General features: G+C 69.9%; 26 protein-coding genes, 1 rRNA gene and 2 pseudogenes. 9 read left to right on the forward strand and 20 right to left on the reverse strand.

Translation table 11 applies throughout. The annotated features are described in order from the left end of the window. Positions 1 to 242: pseudogene (locus tag ACIHIX_RS47240) on the forward strand (TetR/AcrR family transcriptional regulator); the annotation flags it as partial. Here the strand turns inward: ACIHIX_RS47240 and ACIHIX_RS47245 are convergent. Beyond that, a complete protein-coding gene (locus ACIHIX_RS47245) occupies positions 232 to 639 on the reverse strand; it encodes an ATP-binding protein (protein WP_399966871.1) in 408 nt (135 codons plus the stop codon). The pseudogene ACIHIX_RS47240 and the gene ACIHIX_RS47245 sit on opposite strands and share 11 nt — an antisense overlap. Positions 640 to 752: 113 nt before the next feature. Here ACIHIX_RS47245 and ACIHIX_RS47250 point away from each other — a divergent pair, with 113 nt between their 5' ends. From ACIHIX_RS47250 to ACIHIX_RS47260, 3 genes are read left to right on the forward strand one after another with little or no spacing between them, the layout of a single operon-like run. After that, positions 753 to 1,580, forward strand: a complete 828-nt coding sequence (locus ACIHIX_RS47250) for a Scr1 family TA system antitoxin-like transcriptional regulator (protein WP_399966872.1) — start codon at positions 753 to 755, stop codon at positions 1,578 to 1,580. After that, the gene (locus ACIHIX_RS47255) at positions 1,577 to 1,759 is read left to right on the forward strand and encodes a DUF397 domain-containing protein (protein ID WP_399966873.1); all 183 of its coding nucleotides are present in this window, start codon (positions 1,577 to 1,579) and stop codon (positions 1,757 to 1,759) included. Before ACIHIX_RS47250 ends, ACIHIX_RS47255 begins: the two co-directional genes overlap by 4 nt. Further along, positions 1,759 to 2,493: a DUF4253 domain-containing protein gene (locus ACIHIX_RS47260; protein WP_399966874.1), complete on the forward strand. Its 735-nt coding sequence runs from the start codon at positions 1,759 to 1,761 to the stop codon at positions 2,491 to 2,493. Before ACIHIX_RS47255 ends, ACIHIX_RS47260 begins: the two co-directional genes overlap by 1 nt. 3 nt (positions 2,494 to 2,496) lie before the next feature. Here the strand turns inward: ACIHIX_RS47260 and ACIHIX_RS47265 are convergent, their stop codons facing one another. After that, complete coding sequence (locus ACIHIX_RS47265; RefSeq protein ID WP_399966875.1) at positions 2,497 to 3,708, reverse strand: PLP-dependent aminotransferase family protein; 1,212 nt, start codon at positions 3,706 to 3,708, stop codon at positions 2,497 to 2,499. 213 nt (positions 3,709 to 3,921) lie between these two features. Here ACIHIX_RS47265 and ACIHIX_RS47270 point away from each other — a divergent pair, with 213 nt between their 5' ends. After that, the gene (locus ACIHIX_RS47270; RefSeq protein WP_399966876.1) at positions 3,922 to 4,119 is read left to right on the forward strand and encodes a hypothetical protein; all 198 of its coding nucleotides are present in this window, start codon (positions 3,922 to 3,924) and stop codon (positions 4,117 to 4,119) included. Here ACIHIX_RS47270 and ACIHIX_RS47275 read toward each other — a convergent pair. After that, positions 4,062 to 5,318, reverse strand: a complete 1,257-nt coding sequence (locus ACIHIX_RS47275; RefSeq protein ID WP_399966877.1) for a helix-turn-helix domain-containing protein — start codon at positions 5,316 to 5,318, stop codon at positions 4,062 to 4,064. The genes ACIHIX_RS47270 and ACIHIX_RS47275 overlap by 58 nt on opposite strands. A gap of 175 nt (positions 5,319 to 5,493) precedes the next feature. Between ACIHIX_RS47275 and ACIHIX_RS47280 the strand changes: the two genes are divergently transcribed. Beyond that, entirely contained in the window at positions 5,494 to 6,186 is a 693-nt protein-coding gene (locus ACIHIX_RS47280; RefSeq protein ID WP_399966878.1) for a DUF4232 domain-containing protein, read from the forward strand. Here the strand turns inward: ACIHIX_RS47280 and hemB are convergent. From hemB to ACIHIX_RS47310, 6 genes are all read right to left on the reverse strand, one after another. After that, a complete protein-coding gene (hemB, locus tag ACIHIX_RS47285) occupies positions 6,180 to 7,184 on the reverse strand; it encodes a porphobilinogen synthase (protein ID WP_399966879.1) in 1,005 nt (334 codons plus the stop codon). The two genes, ACIHIX_RS47280 and hemB, sit on opposite strands and share 7 nt — an antisense overlap. A 326-nt stretch (positions 7,185 to 7,510) precedes the next feature. Beyond that, positions 7,511 to 9,220, reverse strand: a complete 1,710-nt coding sequence (locus ACIHIX_RS47290) for a uroporphyrinogen-III synthase (RefSeq protein ID WP_399966880.1) — start codon at positions 9,218 to 9,220, stop codon at positions 7,511 to 7,513. Next, complete coding sequence (gene hemC / locus ACIHIX_RS47295) at positions 9,217 to 10,176, reverse strand: hydroxymethylbilane synthase (RefSeq protein ID WP_399966881.1); 960 nt, start codon at positions 10,174 to 10,176, stop codon at positions 9,217 to 9,219. Before hemC ends, ACIHIX_RS47290 begins: the two co-directional genes overlap by 4 nt. Before the next feature lie 5 nt (positions 10,177 to 10,181). Continuing rightward, positions 10,182 to 11,906 (reverse strand): glutamyl-tRNA reductase, encoded by a 1,725-nt coding sequence (locus tag ACIHIX_RS47300; RefSeq protein WP_399966882.1) that lies wholly within the window; start codon positions 11,904 to 11,906, stop codon positions 10,182 to 10,184. After that, positions 11,903 to 12,670, reverse strand: coding sequence for a redox-sensing transcriptional repressor Rex (locus ACIHIX_RS47305; protein ID WP_399966883.1), 768 nt, complete (start codon positions 12,668 to 12,670; stop codon positions 11,903 to 11,905). Before ACIHIX_RS47305 ends, ACIHIX_RS47300 begins: the two co-directional genes overlap by 4 nt. 235 nt (positions 12,671 to 12,905) lie before the next feature. Beyond that, positions 12,906 to 13,193, reverse strand: a complete 288-nt coding sequence (locus ACIHIX_RS47310) for a glutaredoxin family protein (RefSeq protein WP_399966884.1) — start codon at positions 13,191 to 13,193, stop codon at positions 12,906 to 12,908. Positions 13,194 to 13,311: 118 nt separating this feature from the next. Between ACIHIX_RS47310 and ACIHIX_RS47315 the strand changes: the two genes are divergently transcribed. From ACIHIX_RS47315 to ACIHIX_RS47325, 3 genes are all read left to right on the forward strand, one after another. Next, positions 13,312 to 14,232 carry an HAD family phosphatase gene (locus ACIHIX_RS47315; protein WP_194083959.1) on the forward strand — a complete coding sequence of 307 codons (921 nt, stop codon included), beginning with the start codon at positions 13,312 to 13,314 and terminating at the stop codon, positions 14,230 to 14,232. Between the two features lie 351 nt (positions 14,233 to 14,583). After that, positions 14,584 to 15,363 (forward strand): ECF subfamily RNA polymerase sigma factor, BldN family, encoded by a 780-nt coding sequence (locus ACIHIX_RS47320; RefSeq protein WP_399966885.1) that lies wholly within the window; start codon positions 14,584 to 14,586, stop codon positions 15,361 to 15,363. 255 nt (positions 15,364 to 15,618) lie between these two features. Then, positions 15,619 to 16,851 carry a DUF5667 domain-containing protein gene (locus tag ACIHIX_RS47325; protein WP_399966886.1) on the forward strand — a complete coding sequence of 411 codons (1,233 nt, stop codon included), beginning with the start codon at positions 15,619 to 15,621 and terminating at the stop codon, positions 16,849 to 16,851. 64 nt (positions 16,852 to 16,915) lie between these two features. Here ACIHIX_RS47325 and ACIHIX_RS47330 read toward each other — a convergent pair. From ACIHIX_RS47330 to rrf, 11 genes and pseudogenes are all read right to left on the reverse strand, one after another. Continuing rightward, positions 16,916 to 17,164 (reverse strand): annotated as a pseudogene (locus ACIHIX_RS47330) (glycerol acyltransferase); the annotation flags it as partial. A 96-nt stretch (positions 17,165 to 17,260) separates the two neighbouring features. Beyond that, positions 17,261 to 18,319, reverse strand: a complete 1,059-nt coding sequence (locus ACIHIX_RS47335; RefSeq protein ID WP_399966887.1) for a lysophospholipid acyltransferase family protein — start codon at positions 18,317 to 18,319, stop codon at positions 17,261 to 17,263. Between the two features lie 14 nt (positions 18,320 to 18,333). Next, positions 18,334 to 19,407, reverse strand: coding sequence for an NAD-dependent epimerase/dehydratase family protein (locus ACIHIX_RS47340; RefSeq protein ID WP_399966888.1), 1,074 nt, complete (start codon positions 19,405 to 19,407; stop codon positions 18,334 to 18,336). 236 nt (positions 19,408 to 19,643) lie between these two features. Continuing rightward, positions 19,644 to 19,742: a 30S ribosomal protein bS22 gene (locus ACIHIX_RS47345; protein ID WP_003948845.1), complete on the reverse strand. Its 99-nt coding sequence runs from the start codon at positions 19,740 to 19,742 to the stop codon at positions 19,644 to 19,646. A gap of 121 nt (positions 19,743 to 19,863) precedes the next feature. Then, positions 19,864 to 20,076 carry a helix-turn-helix domain-containing protein gene (locus ACIHIX_RS47350; protein WP_004984898.1) on the reverse strand — a complete coding sequence of 71 codons (213 nt, stop codon included), beginning with the start codon at positions 20,074 to 20,076 and terminating at the stop codon, positions 19,864 to 19,866. Between the two features lie 129 nt (positions 20,077 to 20,205). Further along, entirely contained in the window at positions 20,206 to 21,021 is an 816-nt protein-coding gene (locus ACIHIX_RS47355) for a phosphatase (RefSeq protein WP_399966889.1), read from the reverse strand. 596 nt (positions 21,022 to 21,617) lie between these two features. Then, the gene (locus ACIHIX_RS47360) at positions 21,618 to 22,793 is read right to left on the reverse strand and encodes an acetoin utilization protein AcuC (protein WP_399966890.1); all 1,176 of its coding nucleotides are present in this window, start codon (positions 22,791 to 22,793) and stop codon (positions 21,618 to 21,620) included. Beyond that, a complete protein-coding gene (locus tag ACIHIX_RS47365; RefSeq protein WP_399966891.1) occupies positions 22,744 to 23,961 on the reverse strand; it encodes an MFS transporter in 1,218 nt (405 codons plus the stop codon). The genes ACIHIX_RS47360 and ACIHIX_RS47365 overlap by 50 nt, the downstream gene beginning before the upstream one ends. A gap of 82 nt (positions 23,962 to 24,043) precedes the next feature. Then, on the reverse strand, positions 24,044 to 24,769 hold the full coding sequence (locus ACIHIX_RS47370) for a VC0807 family protein (protein ID WP_399966892.1): 726 nt from the start codon (positions 24,767 to 24,769) through the stop codon (positions 24,044 to 24,046). An 81-nt stretch (positions 24,770 to 24,850) separates the two neighbouring features. Then, a complete protein-coding gene (locus tag ACIHIX_RS47375; protein WP_399966893.1) occupies positions 24,851 to 25,495 on the reverse strand; it encodes an HAD family hydrolase in 645 nt (214 codons plus the stop codon). 61 nt (positions 25,496 to 25,556) lie between these two features. Continuing rightward, positions 25,557 to 25,633, reverse strand: a 5S ribosomal RNA gene (gene rrf, locus ACIHIX_RS47380); the annotation flags it as partial.

A 25,633-nucleotide genomic window follows, 5' to 3' on the forward strand; every position in this document is an offset into this window, starting at 1 on the left:
GCCGCATCGCCCGCTTCCTGGCCGACAGCCGCCTCACCGGCGAACACGCACTCGCCCAGCGACTGGCCCGCGCCGTCGAGGAGGGCGACCTGCCCACGGGGACCGACCCGCAGGCACTCGCCCGCTACGTCATGGTCGTCAGCGAAGGCAACGCCGTGCACGCGGCCGCCGGCGCGACCCGTGCGGCCCTTCACACCACCGTCGACATCGCGCTCCAGGCGGTGCCTCGGCTCAGGGACTGAACGTCGCGAACTCGCACCACACCACCTTGCCGGGGTCCCGTTGCCCCACCCCCCACTTGTCGGCGAGCGCGGCGACGAGAAACAACCCCCGCCCACCCTCGTCGGCATGCTCCGGCACGCACGGCTCCCCGCCCCCGCTGTCATGCACCTCCACCCGCAGCACGTCACCGTCGTACCGCACCCGCAGCAGGAACCCCCGCCCCGGCGGCGCCCCGTGCAGCAGGGCGTTGGTCGCGAGCTCGCTCACACACAGCGACACGTCCTCGCCCCGCTCCCAGCCGCCGAGCCCCCAGTAGAACAGCGCCCACTGGACCAACCTCCTGGCAGCGGGCACGGATCGGCGATCCCGGGCGTAGAACTGATCGCGCTGATAGGGAAGTTGGCTTTCCTTGTTCACGGGACGAAGGTCGCGCAGAGTCACTACCGTGGATCACTCGGTGAACTCGTACAGATTTTTTGTACGGGCTCCTACCCGGTGACGTACGTGTGCCCTGGGGGATTGAGACCAGCATGAGCGCGAAGAAGCCGCCGCGGCCGAAGAACCTGACCTCGATGAAGATGCTGGGCAAGCAACTCGGCGCGGCGCGCCGGGCGATGGGCTACACCCAGAGTGCGCTGGGTCCGCTGGTCCAGGTCGACGAGGAGACGATCGCGTCGATCGAGCAGGGCAGAAGGGCACTGAAACCGGACCTGGCCGCGCTGCTGGACGAGGCACTCCAGACGAAGGGCATGCTGTCGGCGGGCGTGGCGAACCTGCCGGAGATCGACCAGTTCCCGATGTGGGCCGAGCTTTATATGGAGCATGAGCGGGAGGCGATCGCGCTGTCCCTCTATGCCAACCAGGTGCTGCCGGGACTGCTTCAGACGCGGGCGTACGCGGAAGCCGTGCTGCGAGAGCGAGTCCCGGCTTACGGCAAGGAGGAAATCGAGGCGAAGGTGGCAGGCCGAGTCGATCGGCAGGAGATCTTGCAGCGCAGGGACCCGCCAACGCTCAGCTTCGTCATCTGGGAGCCGGTGCTGCACCTGGGAATCGGAGGTCCGGAGGCCCAGGCCGAACAGCTTCGCCATCTACGCTCGTGTGCGGAACTGCCCAGTGTTTCCCTGCAGTTCCTGCCGATGGGCAGCCCCTCCCACGCCGGGCTGGACGGGCCGTTCATCCTGCTCGAAACCCCGGACCACCAGCATCTGGCCTACATCGAAGGCCAACGAGGCAGCCAGTGGGTCTCCGACGCAGATGAGGTATCTCGGCTCGCGCGCAAGTATGCGATGCTGCGGACACAGGCCCTGACCACCCACGACTCGAAGGGTCTGCTCGACCGTCTGCTAGGAGAGCAATGAGCACCGAGGCGCTTCAGTGGTTCAAGTCGACCTACAGCGGCAGCGAAGGCGGCGAATGCCTCGAAGTCGCCACCACCCCCCACACCATCCACATCCGCGACTCCAAGAACCCGGCAGACACGGGCCCCACCCTCCAGGTGCCCCCCTCCGCCTGGGCCGCCTTCCTCGCAACCGTCTGATGGCAAGCCTGCCCAACCCGCTCCCCGCCCTGGCCGACCTCGAACTCGGGCTGCCTTCAGGCACGTTGCTCGGCACCACCCTGTGGCTCGCGGACGCCCCCGCGCACCCCGGTGACTGGACGACGTACCAGCAAGCGCCGCGTACCGTCGGCCTCCTCCCCGTCCTCGTCGACGTGGGCGCGGGTCACGGCGGGCCGGGGGAATGGGAGTTGGAGCCGGAGGAGATGTCGTATCCCGGGGACCACGACCCCGAGGAGGTGCTGGCCGACTTCTGGGACACGTACCAGGACGATGACTGGCCCGGCCTGGCGGAGCCGATCGCTTCGGACGGCTCCCCTGATGCCGTCGCCACGGACGTCGTCAGCTCCCTCCTGAACGGCGGAGGTCCCCTCAAGGACCCCCGCCCCGCCCTCGTCCCGGCGCGCCGCAGCGCGGACATCCCGGCGGTGATCGGCTGGATGGGCCCGGCTAACCACGAGGGCGACGTGGCCCGGCTCAGCGCGGTGCTCCGCTCCTGGGAGGACCGCTTCGGCGCACGCGTCGTGGCACTCGGCTTCGACCAGCTGATCGTGTCCGTCGCCGCCCCGCCCACGACCCTCGACGAAGCCCTGGCCGTGGCCGCCGAGCACTTCGCCTTCTGCCCGGACAACATCTGGCAAGGAGCAGGCACCCTCCAGACCTACGCGGAACGCCAGTTGCTCAACCAGCCCGCATGGCACTTCTGGTGGGACTGACCTTCAGCCGCTGAGCGCCCGCCCCAACCGCCGCAGCCCCTCCCCGATCCGCTCCGGCGTCTCCGTGACGAAGCACAGCCGCAGGGTGGCCCGGTCGGGGGCGTCGGAGTAGAAGGGCGCCCCCGGCACGTACGCGACGTCGTGCCGTACGACCCCGCCGAGCAGCGCCGTCGTGTCGTACGCCGAAGGCAGCCGCACCCACAGGAACATCCCGCCCTCGGGCCGCTGCCAACTCGCGCCCTCCGGGAGGGCCTCCGCGAGCCCGGCGAGCATCGCGTCCCGGCGCTCGCCATACACGGCAGCGACCCGCGCCACGTGGGCGTCGAGGTCCCGGTCCGCCAAGTACCGTGCGGCGGCGAGCTGGTTGACGGTCGGGGTGTGCAGGTCGGCGGCCTGCTTGGCGACCACACAGGCGCGCCGTACCGCCGCGGGCGCGCGCAGCCAGCCGAGCCGCAGGCCCGGGGCCATGACCTTGGAGAAGGAACCGAGCAGCACGGTCCGGTCCGCGGCCTCCTCGCGCGCGGCGATCCACGGCACCCGCTCCCCTTCGAAGCGCAGCTCGCCGTACGGGTCGTCCTCGACGATCCACAGCCCGTGCCGCGCCGCGACGGCGGCGACCTCGGCCCGCCGCTCCGCGGAGACGGTACGGCCGGTGGGGTTCTGGAAGGTGGGCACGGTGTAGAACAGCTTCGGCCGTTCCCGTACGACGAGTTCGGCGAGCGCCTCCGGGTCGGGGCCGTCGGCGTCCCCGGGCACGCCGAGGACCCGCGCCCCGGCGAAGCCGAACACCTGAAGTGCCGCCAGGTAGCAGGGCTCTTCGACCAGGACGGTGTCGCCGGGCTCGACGAGCGCGGTCGCGAGGAGGGACAGGGCCTGCTGGGAGCCGGTGGTGACGAGGACGTCGTCGGCGGTCGTGGGCAGCCCGCGCACCGACATCCGCGCGGCGAGCGCGGCCCGCAGCGTCGGCTCGCCCTCCGTCGTGGAGTACTGGAGGGCCTGCGCGGGTGCCTCTTCCAGCACGACCCGGAAGGCGGCCGCGACGCCCTCGGCGTCGAAGAGTTCGGGCGCCGGGAGCCCGCCCGCGAAGTTGATGACCTCGGGCCGTGCGGTGACGGCGAGGATGTCCCGTACCGGAGAACCACCGATCGACCGGGCCCGCGCGGCGAGCGGAGGCACGGGGGCGGAGACATCTGCGGGTGCGCTCGTAAGGGTCATGCGGAGCACCCTAGACAATTACCTGCCCTCTACAAGTACGTTTCCACGATCCGGTCCCGCGTCCCGCAGCGCCCGCCTGGGACGCGTCGAACGCGCAGGTCAGCGGCCATCCCGCCGCCCTCGCGTCCCGAATCCCCGGGCCACCCCTGGCCCCCGCCGATCACCACCGCGCAGGCTGGACCCGCCGAACTCCCCACCTGAGAGGGCCGTCCCATGCCCAGGTCCGCACCCACCGCCCGCCCCGCCCGGCTGCTGGCCGCGCTGACGGTCGTGCTCGCCGTGTTCACCCTCACGGCGTGCGAGGACGGCGAGGGCCTGCGCGACGAGGGCCCGTCCTCCTCGGTGTCCCAGTCCTACGACGACGACCCGTCGCCCGCCTCCCAGGCCTTGCCGCCGAGCGGGAACTCATAGGCGGGCCGCCCGTTGTTGCCGCTGGTCCGGAACGGCTTGCCCCCGTCGTCGATCCGCAGCGTGCCGCTGCGCGACCCGCTCGACCAGTCCAGCTCCAGATACCAGCTGACGTCGTACGCGGAGGCGTCGGCGCGGATGTAGTAGACCTCGGGGTCCGACTCGCTCACCTTGAACGGGAAGTCCCGGTGCCCCGCCTCCGGCACCACGGCGGGCCGCGTCGCGTCGAGGGCGACGGTGAAGGACCGGGTCGGCACATTGCCGCCGCAGCCGACGCCCGGATACCCCATGGCGTAGTCGTTCCAGGCGACCGGCGACCGCTTACCGGCCATGTGCACGGTCAGATCCTTGACGACCACCGTCTCCTCACCGGTGCCCTGCACGGTGAGCGTCACGTACTGCTCCCCCGACGACACCGCCCCCGTGGCCGCCACCCACGCCGCCGCGTCCTGCTCGATCGGCGGCGGAGGCACCTCGGTCGGCGGCTTGTCGATGAGATAGCGCTGGGAGCAGGGGCTCTCCCAGGAGTACGGGGCGGCGGACACGGTCAGCGGAACGGCTGCGGTGGCGACGGACGACGGAGTGGCGGTCGCCTTCCCGCCGGCGGCCGTCCCCTTCCCCTCGCCCTTCGCGGAGGCCGAGGGCGAGGCGGACGGCGAGCTCTTCGACGGCGAGGGTGACGCTGCCGTGCTCTCCCCCGCCCGGCCGTCCCCGGCAACGGACACGGACCCTGCGGGACGCTCACCCCGGTCGCCGTCCCCGCCCGAGGGCAGCCCCAGGGCGAGTCCGACGGCACCGAGGACACCGGCTACGGCGATGGCGGCGACGAGCGCGGTACGCCGACGAGGCGCCGCGACGGCGGCGACATCAGTGACCTCGACAGCCTCCACAGCCTCAGCAGGCGCCGCAGGCTCGGCAGGCGCCGCTGGCGGGACAGTCGCTGCCTTCTTCCCCCGCCCCGCATCCGCCAGCACCCACCGCCGATGCAGCTCGACGAGCTCCTCCGGCGTCGCCTTGCACAGCCGCGCGAGCCGCTCGACGGGTGCGTAGTCCGCCGGTACGGCATCGCCGTTGCAGTAGCGGTGCAGCGTCGACGTACTCATGTGAAGCCGCTTGGCGAGCACCCCGTAACTGAGCCCGGAGCGGTCCTTCAACTCCCGCAGAAACTCGGCGAACGTATCCGCGCCGGAGCCGTCGGTCACCGTTCTCCACCCCCATGTCGTCCCGTTCCGGCGTTCCAGGAGCGGACTGTTCTAGCAGGTCAAAGCCCTTCTGGGCGTTCCAGCGTCCCGTATGGTCCGGCAGCGCTGGCGGCCGGGACGAGGCACCCCGCAAGCTCTGATCATCCCAACCAGCGCTTCCGAAAGGGAACTTGCCATGCGTACCGCTCGCCACCGCCTGCTCGCCGCCGCCGGCCTCACGCTCGCCACCCTCGCACTGACCGCCTGCAATGACGGAACGGGCACGACGGACGAGGGAGCGGCAAAGCCGACCGCATCCGCGACGGCGTCGACGACGGCCAAGCCGTCGACGGAGAAGCCGGCGGCCGAGAAGCCGACCGCGACGCCCGCGAGCGACACCACGAAGTCCCCGACGCAGAAGCCCTCCACGGCCCCCGCCGGGGACGACTCCGACCCCGTCGCCTACGCCTTCTGCAACGGCTCCAACACCAGGACCACCGCCCAGCCGGTCTCCCGCCCCCTCAACCACATGCTCCTGACGGTCAAGAACACCGGCTCGAAGCCCTGCAACCTCACCTACTACCCGGTGCTGCGCTTCGACGGGATGCAGTGGGCACCGCGCCCGGTCGAGGCCTCGCACCCGCAGGCGGTCGTCACGCTGAACCCCGGCGAGTCCGGCTACGCGGGCGTGCTGCTGTCGGCCGCCGACGGCAGCGGCGACGGCGGTACGACGGGCAAGAAGCTGACGGTGATGTTCCAGGCGGGCACGCCGAACAGCGACGGGGGAGCGTCGGCGATCCCGACTCTCCCCGCGAAGGGCGTGTACTACGACAGCACCCTGACGCCGACGTACTGGCAGATGACGGCGGACGACGCCCTGTCCTACTGACGTCCGTCGTTCAGCAGCTGGGCCGCCTCGACGGCCCAGTAGGTGAGGATGTTCTGGGCCCCGGCCCGCTTGATGCCGGTCAGGGTCTCCAGGATCGCCCGCTCCCGTTCGATCCACCCCTTCTCGGCCGCGGCCTCGACCATCGAGTACTCGCCGGAGATCTGGTAGGCGGCGACGGGAACGTCCACGGAGTCGGCGACCCGGGCCAGGATGTCGAGGTAGGGCCCGGCCGGCTTGACCATCACCATGTCGGCCCCCTCCTCCAGGTCGAGGGCCAGCTCCCGCAGCGACTCCCGGGCATTGGCGGGGTCCTGCTGGTAGGTCTTGCGGTCGCCCTTGAGCGAGGACCCGACGGCCTCGCGGAACGGCCCGTAGAAGGCGGACGCGTACTTGGCGGTGTAGGCGAGGATGGCGACATCCTCCCGGCCGATCTGGTCGAGGGCGTCGCGGATGACGCCGATCTGCCCGTCCATCATGCCGCTGGGGCCCACGACATGGGCGCCGGCGTCGGCCTGTACCTGGGCCATCTCGGCGTAGCGCTCCAGAGTGGCGTCGTTGTCGACGCGCCCCTCGCTGTCGAGGACCCCGCAGTGCCCGTGATCAATGGTCTCGTCGAGACACACGTCGGACATCACCAACAGGTCGTCACCGACCTCGGCCCGGACATCCCGAAGGGCGACCTGCAAGATCCCGTCAGGGTCCGTCCCAGGCGTCCCGAGGGCATCCTTCTTGCTCTCCTCGGGCACCCCGAACAGCATGATCCCGGACACCCCGGCGGCGACGGCCTCGGCAGCGGCCTTCTTGAGGCTGTCCCGGGTGTGCTGCACCACCCCGGGCATGGCAGCGATCGGCACCGGCTCGCTCACGCCCTCCCGCACGAACGCGGGAAGGATGAAGTCGGCAGGATGCAGCCGCGTCTCGGCAACCATCCGCCGCATCACAGGCGAGGTCCGCAACCGCCGCGGCCGACTACCAGGAAACGATCCGTACTTCGACATACCCCTAAGCTACGCCCGTCCCAGAGCCCCCTTTGCCGACGCCTCGTCGGCGCGGCAGCGGAGGCACACCCCCACGGACCGGCAGCCGCGTACGGCGACAAGGGGACGTGTCGGGGGGTGTCCGCCCGCAGCGGTTGGCGCGTCAACACGGCCGCCCTTTCTCAATGACCGATTCCGCGCCGTTCCGAGGACGGACACCCCCCGGCGCGGCCCCGACCCCCAGCGCACCGCCCGCGCGCACGCGACCCCCCACGCGCCAGAACGGGCCGCCGCAGGCATCCCAGCCCACGACGGCCCGCACAAGCACAGCTGACCTGACGGACCCGTCAGGTCGTCGTACGCCTCCGCCGCGCCCCCGGCCGCCGCTCACTCGGCCGCGTCACCGGATCCCCGGCCTCGACCGCCGCGGCACGCCGCTTCAGCCCGAAGTCGGCCAGCGCCTCGGCGAGCTTGTGCACGGACGGCTCCGGAGCCATCACATCCACCCGCAGCCCATGCTCCTCGGCGGTCTTGGCCGTCGCAGGCCCGATACAGGCAATCACCGTCACGTTGTGCGGCTTACCGGCGATACCCACCAGGTTCCGCACGGTGGAGGACGACGTGAAGAGAACGGCGTCGAAGCCACCCCCCTTGATCGCCTCCCGCGTCTCGGCCGGCGGCGGCGAAGCCCGCACGGTCCGGTAGGCGGTGACGTCGTCGACCTCCCACCCGAGCTCGATGAGCCCGGCGACCAGCGTCTCGGTGGCGATGTCGGCGCGCGGCAGGAAGACCCGGTCGATCGGATCAAACACAGGGTCGTACGGCGGCCAGTCCTCCAGCAGCCCCGCGGCCGACTGCTCCCCGCTGGGCACCAGATCCGGCTTCACACCAAAAGCGACCAGCGCCTTCGCGGTCTGCTCGCCCACCGCCGCGACCTTGATCCCGGCAAAGGCACGCGCATCGAGCCCGTACTCCTCGAACTTCTCCCGCACAGCCTTCACCGCGTTGACCGACGTGAAGGCGATCCACTCGTACCGCCCCGTCACCAGCCCCTTCACGGCCCGCTCCATCTGCTGGGGCGTGCGCGGCGGCTCGACGGCGATGGTCGGCACCTCGTGCGGCACGGCGCCGTACGACCGCAGCTGGTCGGAGAGCGAGGCCGCCTGCTCCTTCGTACGCGGCACGAGCACCCGCCACCCGAACAGGGGCTTGTTCTCGAACCACGACAGCTGGTCGCGCTGGGCGGCGGCGGAACGCTCACCGACCACGGCTATCACCGGCCGGCCACCCTCCGGGGAGGGCAGCACCTTGGCCTGCTTGAGCGTCTGGGCGATGGTGCCCAGGGTCGCCGTCCACGTCCGCTGACGCGTGGTCGTACCGGCGACCGTGACCGACATCGGGGTGTCGGGCTTACGGCCCGCGGCCACCAGCTCACCGGCCGCGGCACCGACCGAGTCGAGGGTCGTCGACACGACGACCGTGCCGTCCGAGGCCCCCACCTCCGTCCAGCACCGGTCGGAGGCGGTCCGGGCGTCCACGAAGCGCACGTCCGCGCCCTGGGCGTCCCGCAGCGGCACACCGGCGTAGGCGGGCACACCGACCGCGGCCGCGACCCCGGGAACCACCTCGAAAGGCACCCCGGCGCGGGCACACGCCAGCATCTCCTCGGCGGCGTACGTGTCGAGCCCGGGGTCCCCGGACACCGCACGCACGACCCGCCTGCCGCCCCGCGCGGCCTCCATGACAAGATGTGCGGCATCCCTCACGGCAGGGACACCCGCGGTTGCTGACGAACCGTCAACAACCGTCAGCTGAGGCGCGCCTGTGCCCGGAAGCGGGTCCGCGGAGGACCCCGGTTCCGTGTTCACGACGGCGACGCCCGAACGGGCGTGGACGCGTACGACGTCGAGCACCTCGTGCTCGGCGACGAGAACGTCCGCGCTCGCGAGCGCCTCCACGGCGCGCAGAGTGAGTAGTCCCGGATCCCCGGGTCCGGCACCCAGGAAGGTGACGTGCCCGTGCTCAGGACCGGCGGCAGGAAGGGCGGTGGGGCTCACTGTGCTCGCTCCCCCATCAGACCGGCCGCGCCCTGGGCAAGCATCTCGGCCGCGAGTTCACGGCCGAGCGCCATTGCTTGGTCGTACGTCTCGGGCACGGGACCGGTGGTGGACATCTGCACCGTACGAGAGCCGTCGGTGGTACCGACCACCCCTCGCAGGCGCATTTCCTTGACAACGTGCCCGTCGGCCAGCAGGTCGGCCAGCGCGCCCACAGGGGCACTGCAACCGGCCTCCAGGGCGGCGAGCAGCGACCGCTCGGCAGTCACGGCGGCCCGCGTGAACGGGTCGTCGAGCTCTCCGAGCGCGGCGATCAGGTCCGCGTTGTCCGCGGTGCATTCGATCGCGAGTGCTCCCTGGCCGGGAGCGGGCAAAACCGTGTCGACCGACAGGAAGTCGGTCACTTCCTCGCTGCGCCCGATGCGGTTCAGCCCGGCCGCGGCCAGCACCACCGCGTCCAGCTCACCGTCGTGCACGTACCGGATCCGGGTGTCGACGTTCCCCCGGATCGGCACGGTCTCGATGTCCAGCCCGTGGGCGCGGGCGTACGCGTTCAACTGGGCCATCCGCCGCGGCGAGCCGGTACCGATCCGGGCCCCGCGGGGCAGGTCGGTGAACTTCAGCGCGTCCCGGGCGACGATGACGTCCCGCGGGTCCTCGCGCTGCGGGATCGCGGCGAGCGACAGCTCGTCGGGCTGCCCGGTCGGCAGGTCCTTGAGGGAGTGGACGGCGAAGTCCACCTCACCCTTGAGGAGCGCCTCCCGCAGAGCGGTCACGAAGACACCCGTGCCACCGATCTGCGCGAGCTGCTCCCGCGACACATCTCCGTACGTCGTGATCTCGACGAGCTCGACGGGCCGCCCGGTCACCTGGCTCACGGCGTCCGCCACCTGCCCGGACTGGGCCATGGCGAGCTTGCTCCGCCGTGTCCCGAGCCGTAGCGCCCTGTCACTCATGCCGCTCATGCCGGCCCTCGGTCTTTCTCATTGGTGTTGCTGTCCTCGGCCCGGGAAACGGCGGCCACCGTCTCCGGGTCGAGGTCGAACAGGGTCCGCAGCGCGTCCGCGTACCCGGCACCGCCGGGCTCGGCCGCGAGCTGCTTGACCCGTACGGTCGGTGCGTGGAGCAGCTTGTCCACCACGCGCTTCACCGTCTGCGTGATCTCGCTGCGGTGCTTGTCGTCGAGCCCCGGGAGGCGCCCCTCCAGCCGGGCCATCTCCCCGGCCACCACATCGGCGGCCATGGTGCGCAGCGCGACGACGGTGGGCGTGATGTGCGCGGCCCGCAGCGCGGCCCCGAACGCGGCCACCTCGTCAGCGACGATCCGCCGCACCTGGTCGACATCGGCGGCCATGGGAGCGTCGGCGGAAGCCTCGGCCAGCGACTCGATGTCGACGAGCCGCACCCCGGCGATCCGGTGGACGGCGGCGTCGATGTCGCGGGGCATGGCGAGGTCGAGCAGGAAGAGCACGGGCTGCGGCCCCGCGGCGATGGGCTCCGGCCGACGCCGCTCGGGAATCCGCCCGACGGTGGCGACGGTCGCGACCAGGGCGGCAATGGCCCCGGCCTCGTCGACGGCGACGGAAGTCTGCGGCCGCGGGGCGTTGTCCACCCAGGCGGCATGCTGCTCCAGCTCGGCAGCGCCCATCCCGGCGACGGCGGCTTCGCCGAGCACGGAGAAACCAGGGGTGTTCAGGTCAAGGGGACAACTGTCGTCATCGACCGAACCTGCGGGCAGTCGTGCCGCTTGGGCGGCACGGGTGGGCGCAGGCGGCACCCCGACAGCGCCGGGCCGCGCGGCCCCCTCGGCCTCAGCCCCCGCGACCGGCACCCGCCCACGAACAGCGCCCGAAACGGCGTCCCCCGTGAGCACCAGCCCGGTCGCGCCCGTACAAGACACCACAACATCGGCACGTGTCAGCTCGCCCGGCACCGCGTCCATCGGTACCGCGCGGGCCGGCACGTCTCCAGCAGCAGAGTCGAGAGAGGCGCCCTCATTGAGAATCTCGACCAGCCGCGAGGCCCGTTCAGCGGTCCGGTTGGCGACGACCACCTCAGCGACCCCGGCCCGCACCAGCGTCGCCGCGGCCAGCGACGACATCGATCCGGCCCCGATGACCAGCGCCTTCTTCCCCCGGGCCCAGTCCGCGACCTCCGCGCCGGAGGCAAGCTGCTCAAGGCCGAACGTCACCAGCGACTGTCCGGCCCGGTCGATCCCGGTCTCGGAGTGCGCCCGCTTACCGACCCGAAGTGCCTGCTGGAACAGGTCGTTGAGCAGCCGCCCGGCGGTGTGCAGATCCTGCGCCTTGGCCAGCGAGTCCTTGATCTGCCCGAGGATCTGCCCCTCGCCGACGACCATGGAGTCGAGTCCGCAGGCGACGGAGAACAGGTGGTGAACCGCCCGGTCCTCGTAGTGCACGTACAGATAGGGAGTGAGCTCCTCCAGCCCCACCCCGCTGTGCTGGGCGAGCAGCGTGGACAGCTCGGCGACACCGGCGTGGAACTTGTCGACGTCGGCGTACAGCTCGATGCGGTTGCAGGTGGCGAGCACCGCGGCCTCGGCGGCCGGCTCCGCGGCGACCGTGTCCTGGAGCAGCTTGATCTGGGCGTCGGCGTTCAGCGCCGCCCGCTCCAGCACGCTGACCGGAGCGCTGCGATGGCTCAGCCCTACGACGAGGAGACTCATGCCGGCATCACGGCGGGTACGTCCCCGTCGGGCCCTTTGTCGGCGGACTCGGTGCGCGCGGTGACGGCCGGAGCTCCCCCGTCGTTCCCGGCGGCGGCCTCCTCACCGGCCTTGCGCTGCTCGTGGAAGGCGAGGATCTGCAACTCGATCGACAGGTCCACCTTGCGCACGTCGACGCCGTCCGGAACGGACAACACGGTCGGCGCGAAGTTCAGGATGGAGGTGACGCCGGCGGCCACGAGCCGGTCGCAGACCGGCTGGGCGGCACCGGCGGGGGTCGCGATGACACCGATGCTCACCCCGTTGTCCTCGATGATCTTCTCCAGATCATCGGAGTGCTGCACGGGGATCCCGGCGACGGGCTTCCCGGCCATGGCCGGGTCGGCGTCGATGAGCGCGGCGACCCGGAAGCCACGGGAGGCGAACCCGCCGTAATTGGCGAGGGCGGCGCCGAGGTTGCCGATACCGACGATGACGACCGGCCAGTCCTGGGTCAGCCCCAGTTCGCGGGAGATCTGGTAGACGAGATACTCGACGTCGTACCCGACACCACGCGTTCCGTAAGAACCGAGGTAGGAGAAATCCTTGCGCAGCTTCGCGGAGTTGACGCCCGCCGCGGCCGCGAGCTCCTCGGAGGAGACCGTGGGGACCGAGCGCTCCGACAGTGCGGTCAGCGCGCGGAGGTACAGCGGAAGCCTGGCGACGGTGGCCTCGGGAATCCCTCGGCTACGGGTCGCCGGTCGGTGAGTTCGGCCAGTTGCCACGGTGCTCCTGCGGGTAGAGCGGGGCTGCAGGCGGTCACACGTACCTAGACCGCCCCGTCGAAAGCAGGCTATGTCTTTGTGAACGCGTGCACAAAGATGGTGTCCGATTTGCCCGGCCAACGTGACCGGGGTCACGCACTGCAGTCTCGGGGGCAAAACGGGTCACTCTCCTCACGAATCCCACCCCCAAGGCCAAGCCGCCAACGATCCTAAGCGAGTTTGCGGATCGTTTGGACTACTCGGTCAGTGCCTTGCGCAGCCGATCTTCGTTCACCCGCCAGAACGTGTGCTGTTCACCGTCGACGAGTACGACCGGAATCTGCTCCCAGTACTGGTCGTGCAGCGTCTGATCTGTGGAGATGTCCTTCTGCTCCCAGCGCGCGCCGACCTCGCCGCACACCCTCTCCACCACGAGCTGTGCGTCATCACACAGATGACAACCGGGCTTGCGAATGAGGGTGACCAGCCGATCCTGGGGCGCCACGGACGGCTTGCGACGGAAAAGTGGACTCATACCGGCCATTGTCCCGCGCCCCTCGACCCGCCCGCGAGCAGTCCTTTAACGGCGGAGTCGCGGAGAGTTCACACCCTCCAAACCTCTCGACTCCGGAACCACCGAACAAACTGGCTATGCTCACGCCATGGCCGCTCTCGGATGGCTCACTCCCCGTAGGCGCTCCGCCACGGCGCGGAGCGTGTTGGCAGGCGAGGCCTCGGCGGAGGCCGCGCGCAAGTCGTCACAGGAGGTCGAGGAGACCTCGACCCCGGAACCGGAGTTCCCGGTACTCGGCGACGACAAGGCAGCCGCCTTCTTCGACCTCGACAACACGGTGATGCAGGGCGCCTCGCTCTTCCACTTCGGCCGGGGCCTGTACAAGCGGAAGTTCTTCGAGACCCGCGACCTCGCCAAGTTCGCCTGGCAGCAGGCCTGGTTCAGGCTGGCCGGCATCGAGGACCCCGAGCACATGCAGGAGGCCCGCGACTCGGCCCTCTCCATCGTCCAGGGCCACCGCGTCTCCGAGTTGATGTCCATCGGCGAGGAGATCTACGACGAGTACATGGCCGAGCGCATCTGGCCCGGCACCCGCGCCCTCGCCCAGGCCCACCTGGACGCGGGCCAGAAGGTGTGGCTCGTCACGGCGGCCCCCGTGGAGATCGCCCAGGTGATCGCCCGCCGCCTCGGCCTGACCGGCGCGCTGGGCACGGTCGCGGAATCGGTGGACGGCGTCTACACCGGCAAGCTGGTCGGCGAACCGCTGCACGGCCCCGCGAAGGCGGAGGCGGTACGCGCGTTGGCCTCGGCGGAGGGCCTGGACCTCTCCCGCTGCGCCGCCTACAGCGACAGCCACAACGACATCCCCATGCTGTCCCTGGTCGGCCACCCCTACGCGATCAACCCGGACACGAAACTGCGCAAGCACGCCCGCCAACTGGACTGGCGCTTGCGGGATTACCGCACCGGAAGGAAGGCCGCGAAGGTGGGGATCCCCGCGGCAGCGGGCGTAGGCGCGGTGGCAGGCGGAACTGCGGCCGCGATCGCTCTTCATCGCCGGCGCCGGTAACGCACCCAGGGGCGCGGGGAACTGCGCGACCAGCCACAACGAGCCCGCACCCAAAACACAAGCGATACCCCCCACCACCCGCACCCAGTCCTCTTGTCGGCACACGGCCACAACACGCCCTGACCCTGACCGGAACTCGATCTCAAACGATCAACAACCGGTCACTCTGCGGTACTTGAGAGGGCATCAATCGGTTACAGAAGCGACGTAATCGATGAATAGAGCAACTGGGTGTAGCAGTGCCTGCACGAAGCGTTATTCTCCTCAGACGCAATCCGGTACCCCTCCGTCGCTACGACGGGTGAACGGTCCCGTACTGCACGTGATGGAAGCTCTGCCTCTGGGAGTCCCGTGTACTCACACGTCGGGGTTGACGCCTCGGGCCTGGCTACGCTGCGCGCGACGGTCAACAACCTCATGCGCTTCGTCCCCACCGCGTACGCCGTCCCCGCCCTTGCCGTAGCCACCGCACCAACCGGCCCGTGCTACGCACTGGCCGAGAGCAGCGCGGCCGTCGGCAGAAGGGGACGCTCGGCCGGCGCGGCCACCACCACTACCGCCCGCCGTCCCGCCGCGGACAGCGACAGCGCCCGGATGATGGACCTCGTGGAGCGTGCCCAGGCCGGCGAGGCCGACGCGTTCGGGCGGCTCTACGACCAGTACAGCGACACCGTCTACCGGTACATCTATTACCGCGTGGGGGGAAAGGCCACCGCCGAGGACCTCACCAGCGAGACGTTCCTGCGGGCGCTCAGAAGGATCGGCACCTTCACCTGGCAGGGCCGCGACTTCGGCGCGTGGCTCGTCACCATCGCCCGCAACCTCGTCGCCGACCACTTCAAGTCGAGCCGCTTCCGTCTGGAGGTGACCACCGGCGAGATGCTCGACGCCAACGAGGTCGAGCGCTCCCCGGAGGACTCCGTCCTGGAGTCCCTCTCCAACGCCGCGCTCCTCGACGCCGTACGCCGGCTCAACCCGCAGCAGCAGGAGTGCGTGACGCTCCGCTTCCTCCAGGGCCTGTCCGTCGCCGAGACCGCGCGCGTGATGGGCAAGAACGAGGGCGCGATCAAGACCCTCCAGTACCGGGCCGTCCGCACCCTCGCCCGGCTCCTGCCGGAAGACGCCCGCTGACCCCGGGCGTCGTCCGCCACGCTCCGCCACTTTCCGCGACATCCAACTCACGGTCAGTTAAAGTCTGTTGACTTCGCGATCCGATCATCCGCAGTCCGTAACCCAAGTGCCGCGCCGCTCGTTGTGCGGGATGCAGGCTCCCTGTGGTCACTCCCTGGCCGACTTCGATCACTCGATCGTGTGCATGCGGTCAGGGCGTGCAACCCTCAGGACCCCCTGGGGAGTCGACCGTCATGACGAGAGGAGGTGCCGCCAGTGATCGCGAACGTATCGGCGCACCGGCGGGCGAACGCCTTCGCCCAGGCCCTGGAGGACGAGTCCGACCGGGGCACGGCGGCCCAAGAGGCCGAAGGACCGGCGCCCGACCCGGCCGCCGCCGAACAGAACGGGAGCGGCCGCATGCTGGCCCTCGCGGAATGTCTCGGCGAGCTGCCGAAGCCGGAGCTGGATCCCGAGGTCAAGGTCGTCCAGCGGGCCCAGCTGGTGGCAGCGTTCGAGGCCATGCTCCAAGAGGGCACCGTCGGGGGCGAGGCAGGCAACGCGGTGCCCGAGCAGCGCTCGCATCGCGCGCGAGGCGCCCACCGGGCGACCGGGCTGGGCAAGCTACGACCGCGTTCCCGGCTCACCAAGGGCCTCGCCGCCGGCGGGCTCAGCGTCGGCGTGGCCGCGGGAGCCTTCGGCGGGGTCGCTGCGGCCAGCTCGGACGCCCTCCCCGGCGACTCCCTCTACGGCCTCAAGCGCGGCATCGAGGACTTCAAGCTCAACTACCTGTCCGACGGGGACGACGAGCGCGGTGAGGCCTACCTCGACCAGGCCTCCACCCGGCTCAACGAGGCCCGCCGGCTGATGGACCGCGACCGCGGCGGCCAACTGGACCACGAGTCGCTGGGCGAGATCCGCCGCGCCCTGTTCGGCATGCAGCACGACGCCGCAGAGGGCCACCGCCTACTGCACGAGGCGTACGAACGCGACCCGGACTCCCTCGGCCCCATCCAGGCCCTGTCCTCCTTCTCGCGCTCGCACCGCGAGGTCTGGGGCGCCCTCCGCGACCGCCTCCCGGTCCAGCTGGGCGACGTCAGTCAGCAGGTGTCGTCGGTGTTCGACGCCATAGACGAAGAGGTCGCGCCGCTCCAGTCCCTGCTCCCCCAGCCCCCCACCCAGGGCGGCGGCACAGGCAACAGGCAGGGCGGTTCCGGTACGGCGTCCACGGGTACCTCCGGCTCCGACCGCTCGACGGCCCCGAGCAAGGGCAGCGGCACGTCCGACGGCACGGGCACCGGCTCCGGCAGCCCCAGCCACTCCGCCTCGTCCGGCAGCGAGGACGGCCTGCTGGGCGGCAACACCGGCGGCCTCCTGGACCCCCCGGAGACCGCCACCGGCACCTCCACCCCCACAGCCACCCCGTCCACCGAACCGGACGTCACCCTCCCACCCCTCCTCCCAGGCCTCCTGCCCGGCCTGGGCATCAACGGAGAAGACGCAAGCTAGAGACGCCGGTACGACAGTGGGGGCGCCCTTCTCAGGAAGGGCGCCCCCACTGTCGTGTCACCGGCTAGAAGAACACCGACCGCCGCTGCACCAGCAGCTTGTAGAGCGTGTGCTGGATCTGTTCCCGTACCTGGTCCGTCAGGTTGAACATCAGCATCGGATCCTCCGCCGCCTCCGGCGGATAGCCGTCCGTGTGGATCGGCTCGCCGAACTGGATCGTCCACTTCGTCGGCAGCGGGATGGCACCGAGCGGCCCGAGCCACGGGAAGGTCGGCGTCAACGGGAAGTACGGGAAGCCCAGAACGCGGGCCAGGGACCCCTTCACATTGCCGCCCTCGCACCGCTCCGCGGGCTTCGCACGGCTGCGCCGGACTCCGTCCGCCGACTCACCGCCCCCCGGACCGCCGCATCAGAAGAACACCGACCGCCGCTGCACCAACAACTTGTAGAGCGTGTGCTGGATCTGTTCCCGTACCTGGTCCGTCAGGTTGAACATCAGCATCGGGTCCTCCGCCGCCTCCGGCGGATAGCCGTCCGTGTGGATCGGCTCGCCGAACTGAATCGTCCACTTCGTCGGCAGCGGGATGGCACCGAGCGGCCCGAGCCACGGGAAGGTCGGCGTCAACGGGAAGTACGGGAAGCCCAGAACGCGGGCCAGGGTCTTGGCGTTGCCGATCATCGGGTAGATCTCCTCCGCGCCCACGATCGAGCACGGGATGATCGGGGCACCGTTGCGCAGGGCCGTCGAGACGAAGCCGCCGCGGCCGAAGCGCTGGAGCTTGTAGCGCTCGCTGAACGGCTTGCCGATGCCCTTGAAGCCCTCCGGCATGACCCCGACCAACTCGCCCTGCCCGAGGAGCCGTTCCGCGTCCTCCGCACAGGCCAGCGTGTGGCCGAGCTTGCGGGCCAGCTCGTTCACCACCGGCAGCATGAAGACCAGGTCCGCGGCCAGGAGGCGCAGATGCCGGCCCGCGGGATGGTTGTCGTGGACGGCGACCTGCATCATCAGACCGTCCAGCGGCAGCGTCCCCGAGTGGTTGGCGACGATCAGCGCACCGCCCTCCGCCGGGATGTTCTCGATGCCCTTCACCTCGACCCGGAAGTACTTCTCGTACACCGGCCGCAGCAGCGACATCAGGACCTGGTCGGTCAACTCCTCGTCGTAACCGAAGTCGTCGACGTCGTAGTCCCCGGTGAGACGGCGGCGCAGGAACGACAGCCCGCCGGCGATACGCCGCTCGATTCCGCCGGCACCATCCTCGTCCTGCGGCCCGACCGGCGGCGGCTGTTCCTCACGCGTCACAGGAACATCATCCTGCGCCGGCGCCCTGCTGGGCAGGGGTTGGACCTCACGGACCAGCGAGGACTCCTTGCGTCGGCTCCCCGCACCGCGCCGCCGCGCCGGCCGCTGCACGGCAGCCCCGCGAGACCTGTCGTCGTCGAACGGAATGACCTTGGCGTCCGCCATCGTTGATGCGCTCCTCAGTTGGCGCTCTGCGTCGGGGGCTGGCTCGGAAGGTGGCCGCCGCCCAGGGCGGGCAGCGCGGCGATCCGGTCGACGGCCCCCGCGAGGGCCTCCGGCGGCAGCAGCCCGGGCCCGCGGACCCGCGCGAAGTCCGCGAAGGTCTCCGCCGTCGTGTACTTCGGCCGGAAGCCGAGCGTCTCCCGCATCTGGACCGTCGACACCACCCGGCCATGGGTCAGCAGCCGGATCTGTTCGGGCGAGAAGTCCGTCACGCCCAGCGTACGGACCAGCGAGCCCGCCCAGGTGACGGCAGGCAGCAGCAGCGGCACGGTCGGCCGTCCCAGCCGCCGCGAGCACTGCGAGAGCAGCAGCACCCCGTCGCCGGCGATGTTGAAGGTGCCGCTGTTGAGCGTGCCCCGCTCAGGCTCGTGCGAGCCGATGCGCAACACCTCGATCACGTCGTCCTCATGGACGAACTGCAGCCGGGGGTCGTACCCGAACACGGTCGGCAGGACCGGCAGCGAGAAGTACGAGGCGAGCGGCGTGTCCGCGCTCGGACCGAGGATGTTCGCGAACCGCAGCACACACACGGCCACATCGGGCCGCCGCCGCGCGAACCCGCGCACATAGCCCTCGACCTCGACGGCGTCCTTGGCGAACCCGCCGCTGGGCAGGGACTTGGGCGGGGTGGTCTCGGTGAAGACGGCCGGATCGCGGGGCGCCGACCCGTACACGTTGGTACTGGACTTCACCACCAGCCGCTTGACCGTCGGCGACTTCTGACAGGCACCGAGCAGCTGCATGGTGCCGATGACGTTGGTCTCCTTGACCGTGGTCCGGCTGCCACTGCCGAGCGCCATCGCCGTCACGTCCAGGTGTACGACGGTGTCGGCGGCCGTCTCGGCCAGCACTCGCGCGATGGTCGGCTGCCGGATGTCGGCCTGGATGAAGTCGGCACCGCCCAGATGGTGCTCGGGCGGCACGGCGTCCACGGCGATCACCCGGTCCACCCGCGGGTCACGCTGGATGCGCCGGACGAACCGGCCCCCCAGTTGACGGGCCACTCCGGTCACGAGCACGACCTTGCCCAAGATCAGCGCCTTCCTTCCCGCACTCGTCCCCCTGCGTACCCTGCCGCGTTCCCCGTCTGCGGCCAACCTAGCGGGTTGATGTTGCGCTGTGATGACCGCCCAATGCACGAAGTGACGACATCCACAGTCGTACGACCAGACCAGGTCATGTGAAGGAGTGGTGCACTCCGGGTATGCGTGTGGCCCCCCACCGGGTGTGGTGGGGGGCCACAGTCACACTGCCTGCGCAGCGCCGCTTACTTCTTGTTGCGACGCTGAACGCGCGTGCGCTTGAGCAGCTTGCGGTGCTTCTTCTTGGCCATCCGCTTGCGCCGCTTCTTGATAACAGAGCCCACGACTACCCTCGCTCACTTCTCATCACTCGGTGCTGGGCGCCATGGGCCCATACGACCTACAAGGGGCCAGCCTACCCGCCCGAGCGCTGAGGTCGTAATCGAGGGCGTCGCCGACCGATGATCAGGCGGTTTCCACCCCCACATAACTCTCGCGAAGGTACTCGTGAACCGCTTGCTCGGGGACGCGGAAGGACCGCCCCACCCGGATCGCGGGCAGATGACCGCTGTGCACCAAGCGGTACACGGTCATCTTCGACACTCGCATCACCGAGGCGACTTCCGCCACGGTAAGGAACTGAACCTCGTTCAGAGGCCTCTCGCCAGCTGCAGCCATGACACACCTGAACCTTCCGCACTCGACGGCCACCGGCTTCCCCTTCCGGTGACTCTTCGTCGCTGCGTGCTCACTCCCCAATGTAGGGGCGGGTGATGCGAGTGGGGAAGAGGTGCACCCATCGGCGGCCTACTGTGACAGACACGCTCGATTGAGTACGTAGCGGGTAAGCGGCCGGTAGTAATCAGACCGCACAGCGTCATCAAGTGGAACGACGACGGACACGACCCCTTCGGCCTCCCCCACGAACAACGCGGGATCATCCGTGTCGGCCAGCCCAATGGCCTCAAACCCCAGCTGACCTGCCCCGCAGACCCACCCGTGGTCCCCGATGACAAGCTCGGGCAGCCCCATGCCCTGCTCCGCGGCGGCCCCCAGCACGGTCCGAACCGGGAGCGGCGAGTGCGTGTGCACGCCGGTCGCACGACCGGAGCTCAACTCGCCGGGTTCCCGCACCAGCGCGACTCCTCGTACGTAGTCAAGGTTGTACGTACGTAGTCCGAACCGGGTCGTTATGTCGACACAGTGACCCTGCGCTGGGGTGAGAACGGTACATCCCGCCGCCGACAACGCGTCCGCCAACCCTGCGTAGAAGCCGAGCAGCCGATGCGGATGACCGGTCCCCAGCAACACCGTGGCGCCACGCTCCGCGACAGAACCGAGCCGAGCAGCGAAGGCATCAAGCGCGATGAGAGTCCGCTCAGGATCGATCACATCATGGCCAGTTGTATGCCCGGGATCGCTAGAAACCCCGCACTTGTCGGCCATCAACCCGATCAAATCCCGTTGCCCCCAGGTCTGCTCGGGGTCAAGCCCGATCAGCACCCGAGGATCCCGAGCGGCGAAAAGCCGATAACTCCGCAGACTCTCCTCCCGCGAGGTAGCCACGGTCCCGGCCAGACGAGCAGCCAACAGATGGGCGCGCAGCGCGCCGGTGCTCAACACGGGAGCGATGCTGACGGACGGAACCGCCGAACGGCATGGGAACAGGAAAACACCGCACAGTTGGCGTAACGAGACGAAAGCAACCCCCACCCAACTACGGACACCCGCCCCTCCACTGACCTACGGACACCCGCCCACCCGCCGTAACTGCGGACAGCCGCGCCGCCCCACCCAGATGCGCACAGCCGCCTGCCGTCCGGCCGCGAGCTAAGGACACCCGCCCATCCGCTGAGCTACGAGCAAACCGCGACCCACCCAGCTACGGGCCCCCGCCCCTCCGCCACAGCCGCAGCCACAGCCACGCCCCACCCAGATACGGGCTACAGGCACCCACCCCTCCGCCACAGCCGCAGGCAAGCCGCGCCCCACCCAAATACGGGCTACAGGCACGCACCCCTCCGCCACAGCCGCAGGCAAGCCGCGCCCCGCCCAGATGCGGGCCACGGACACCCGCCACTCCACCGTAGCTGCGGGCAGTCGTGCCGCTGGGGCGGCACGGGTGGGCGCAGCGGCACCCCGCCGGCGCGGGCGAGCGAAACCCACCCCCGCCCAGCACCCACGCCGGGCAGCCACTTCCTCAACCGCCCTGACCAGCCCTACGCCAGCAACCCCCGCAACGGAAACACCGCCCGCCGAGTAGCCAGCACCGCCTGATCCAGCCGGTCCGCAGGGTCGTACCCCGCCTCCCAGCCCGCCCACTCCACCGGCCACCGCCCATCAGTCATCCGCATGGGCGCCAACTGCCGCGTACGCGCGAACACTTCCTGCCGCCAGCTCTCCGGAACCACACTCTCCGGCGCCAACTCCCGCCCCGCAGCGATCCCCACAAGATGCGTCCACGACCGAGGCACGACCTCCACCACCGCGTACCCGCCCCCACCCAACGCCACCCAACGCCCATCCGCATACGAGTGCGCCAGCTCATGACAGGCCACCTGCACAGCCCGCTGCGCATCCAACGACACCGCGAGATGAGCCAACGGATCCTCGAAGTGCGTGTCCGCCCCGTGCTGCGTCACCAGCACCTGCGGCCGAAAGTCCGCAAGCAGCTCCGGCACCACCGCATGGAACGCCCGCAACCACCCCGCGTCCCCGGTCCCCGCAGGCAACGCGACATTGACCGCGCTCCCCTCGGCCGCCCCGTCCGCCCCGGTCTCCTCGGCCCACCCGGTCTGCGGGAACAACGTCCGCGGATGCTCGTGCAGCGAGATCGTCAGAACCCGCGGATCCTCCCAGAACGCCGCCTGCACCCCGTCCCCGTGATGCACGTCGACATCCACATAGGCGACCCGCTCGGCACCCAGCTCCAACAACCGCGCGATCGCCAGCGAGGCGTCGTTGTAGATACAGAACCCCGACGCACCCCCCGGCATCGCATGGTGCAGCCCGCCCGCGAAGTTCACCGCGTGCAGCGCATCCCCCCGCCACACAGCCTCGGCCGCTCCCACGGACTGCCCGGCGATGAGCGCGGACACCTCATGCATCCCGGCGAAGGCGGGATCGTCCAACGTCCCGATCCCGTACGCCCCGTCCGCCGCCCCGGGATTCTCCGACGCCGCCTTCACGGCCTCGATGTAGTCCTCCCGGTGCACCAGCCGCAGCGTCGACTCCCCGGCGGGCTTCGCGGCCACGACCTCCACGTCCCGGTCCAGCCCGAACGCCCTCACCAGACTCCGGGTCAGGGCGAGCCGGACCGGATCCATCGGATGCTCCGGACCGAAGTCATAGCCCGTTACTGCCTCGTCCCACATCAGCTGTGCGCGGCCGCTCATGCCCGCCACCGTATCGGTCCGGTTGAGCGGCGAACGACCGGGCGTACACAAGCGTCACCAGCACCAACACCATCGGCACCAGCATCGCCCCGCGATAACTCCAGGCGTCGCCCAGCGCCCCCACCAACGGAGAACCGATCAAAAACCCCACATAGTTGAAGACATTGAGCCGAGCGACAGCGGCGTCGGACGCCCCCGGAAACAGCCGCCCGGCCGCCGCGAAGGTCTGCGGCACCAGCACACACAGCCCCAGTCCGAGCAACGTGAACCCCAGCATCCCGACCCACGCCCCGGGCGCCGAAGCCACCACCGCGAACCCGATCGCCGCCACCACGGCCCCCGCCCGCACCACCGTCACGGCCCCGAACCGCCGCACCCCGAAGTCCCCGAGCCCCCGCCCGATCAGGGTGGTGACCATATAGACGTTGTACGGCACGGTAGCCAACTGCTCCGAGCTCCCCAGCACGTCCTGCAGATACTTGGCACTCCAGTTGGAGACGGTCGAGTCCCCGATGTACGCGAAGGTCATCACCAGACACAGCGGCAGCAGCGCCTTGAAGACCACACCGCTCCCGCCGCCGTCGGCCTGCGCGTCCACCGGCTCGGGCTCACCGCTGTCGACGTACCAACGACTCCCGACGAAGGCGGCCGGCAGCAGCACGACCACCACCGGCAGATACGACACGAACAACGCCAGGTCCCAGTGCGCCCCCACCCACGCCAACGACGCGCCCACGATCCCACCCAGGCTGAACACGGCATGGAAGCTGAGCATGATGCTCCGCCCGTACGCCCGCTGGAGACTCACCCCGAGCATGTTCATCGAGGCGTCCAGCGCACCCACCGCGAGCCCGAAGGCGGCCAGCGCGATCGCCAGCTCGACCATCGCGTCCCCGGCCCCGACCCCGAGCAGCGCCAGCAGCACGACCGGCTGGGCCCAGCGCAGCAGCCGGCTCGGCGGTATTCGCTTCACCACCTTCTCGGTGGTGACGCTCCCGACCCCGGCCAGGATCGGTACGGCGGCCAGGAAGGCCGGCAGCAGCGCGTCGGAGATCCCGTACCGGTCCTGGATCGCCGGAATCCGCGTCACCAGCAGAGCAAAGGCGACACCCTGCGCAAAGAAACTGAACGCCAACGAGGCCCTACCGCGCCGCAGCACATCTGTCATGGCGGCGAGCGTAGGGCCCCGGACTACTCGTGGGTAGATCCAGCCAAAGATGAATTTCCCTCAGCTTTGACGGTCAAGCCCGTCAGGCGGCGACGGCAACCCCCGCCTTGACGTCCTCCTCGGCCTCGACCCCGGCGTCGACCCCGGCCTCGACCTCTACGGCGATCATCCGCTGCATGGGCCCGGCGCCCAGCGCCCCACCGACCACCATCCCGAGCACCATCGCACCGACCATGACGACCGAGCCCAGCCACACCATGGTGTCCACGGGCACGGTGTACGCCCCCACGATCCGCACCACGCACTCCGCGAGCAGCACCACACCCCACACCACCGAGAAGGCCCGCTCGGCCCGCCGGAAGTCCGCCGAAGCCGAACTGAAGGCGGTACCACACAGGAGCCGCTCCCACGCGGCCTGCTTGGCCGCGTCCGCCTTGACGAGGAAGGGCTGGAGAGCGGCCGTCATCATCGGCCGCCCCAGCACCACCGACACCAGGATCCCGATCCCGATCGTGCTGCTGACCGCGCTGTCCTTGGCCAGCATCAGCCGCGGATCCCCGGAGACAAAGCTGAGCAACAGCGACACGACGTTCACGAGCAGGATGAGCCCCGCGAGCCCGTTGGCCGTCCGCTCCCGGATCGCACACCACACCGTCCGCCCGGCAGGCACCACACTGCTCCAGGCCAGGGCGGCGAAGGTGCTCATCCCGAAGGCTTCCCGGAAGAGGTAGTACGACCCGACAGGCACCGCCACGTCCAGGACCAGGGGGCGGAAGGGGTTCTGCTTGCTCGTACTCGTCGTCGTCATGCCCTCAGCTTCTCGTCCGTGAGGGGTCCCCCAGTAGAAACGATCGTCCGGAGCTAGCCATGACAAATGTCAGGCGCGAGATCACCGAAGCAGACCGGCCAAGTCCCCCATGTCCGAGAAGAGTTGAGTGGCATCGGCGAGCCTGTCGGCAGGCGTCATGGCGGTGAACCCGTACACATCCATCCCGGCCGCCACAGCCGCCTGGACCCCCAGCGGACTGTCCTCGACGACGACACACCGCTCCGGCGCCACCCCCATCCGCTCGGCGGCGTACAGGAACAGATCCGGCGCCGGCTTACCCCGCCCCACATCCTGCGAACTGAAGATCCGCGACTCCGAGAACCATCGGTCCAGCCCCGTCGTCCGATGCCCCACCCGAATCCGCTCGTGACTCCCGGACGACGCCACGCAGTACGGCACTCCGGCCCCCGCCAGCTCCTCCAGTACGTCCACCGCACCGCCCACGGGCTTCAACTCCCGCTCGAACGCGTCAAACACCCGCCGGTGAAAGACGTCGTCGAACTCCGCCGGCAACCGCTCCCCCGTACGTTCCAGCACCAGATCATGGATCCGATGCATCGCGGACCCCATGTAGTCCCGAATGGAGTCCTCGTACGAGGTCGGGTGCCCGAGCTCCGTCAGATAGGCAGCCAGCAAGCGATTGGAGATCGGCTCGCTGTCCACGAGGACACCGTCATTGTCGAAGATCACCAGGTCATAGCGCATAACCTTGAGCCTAAACGCAGAAAACCCCGCACCGAACCGGTGCGGGGTTTTCTCAAAATTTGTTCGGCGGCGTCCTACTCTCCCACAGGGTCCCCCCTGCAGTACCATCGGCGCTGTAAGGCTTAGCTTCCGGGTTCG

Source organism: Streptomyces sp. NPDC051913 (genome assembly GCF_044593635.1).
GTDB lineage: Bacteria > Actinomycetota > Actinomycetes > Streptomycetales > Streptomycetaceae > Streptomyces.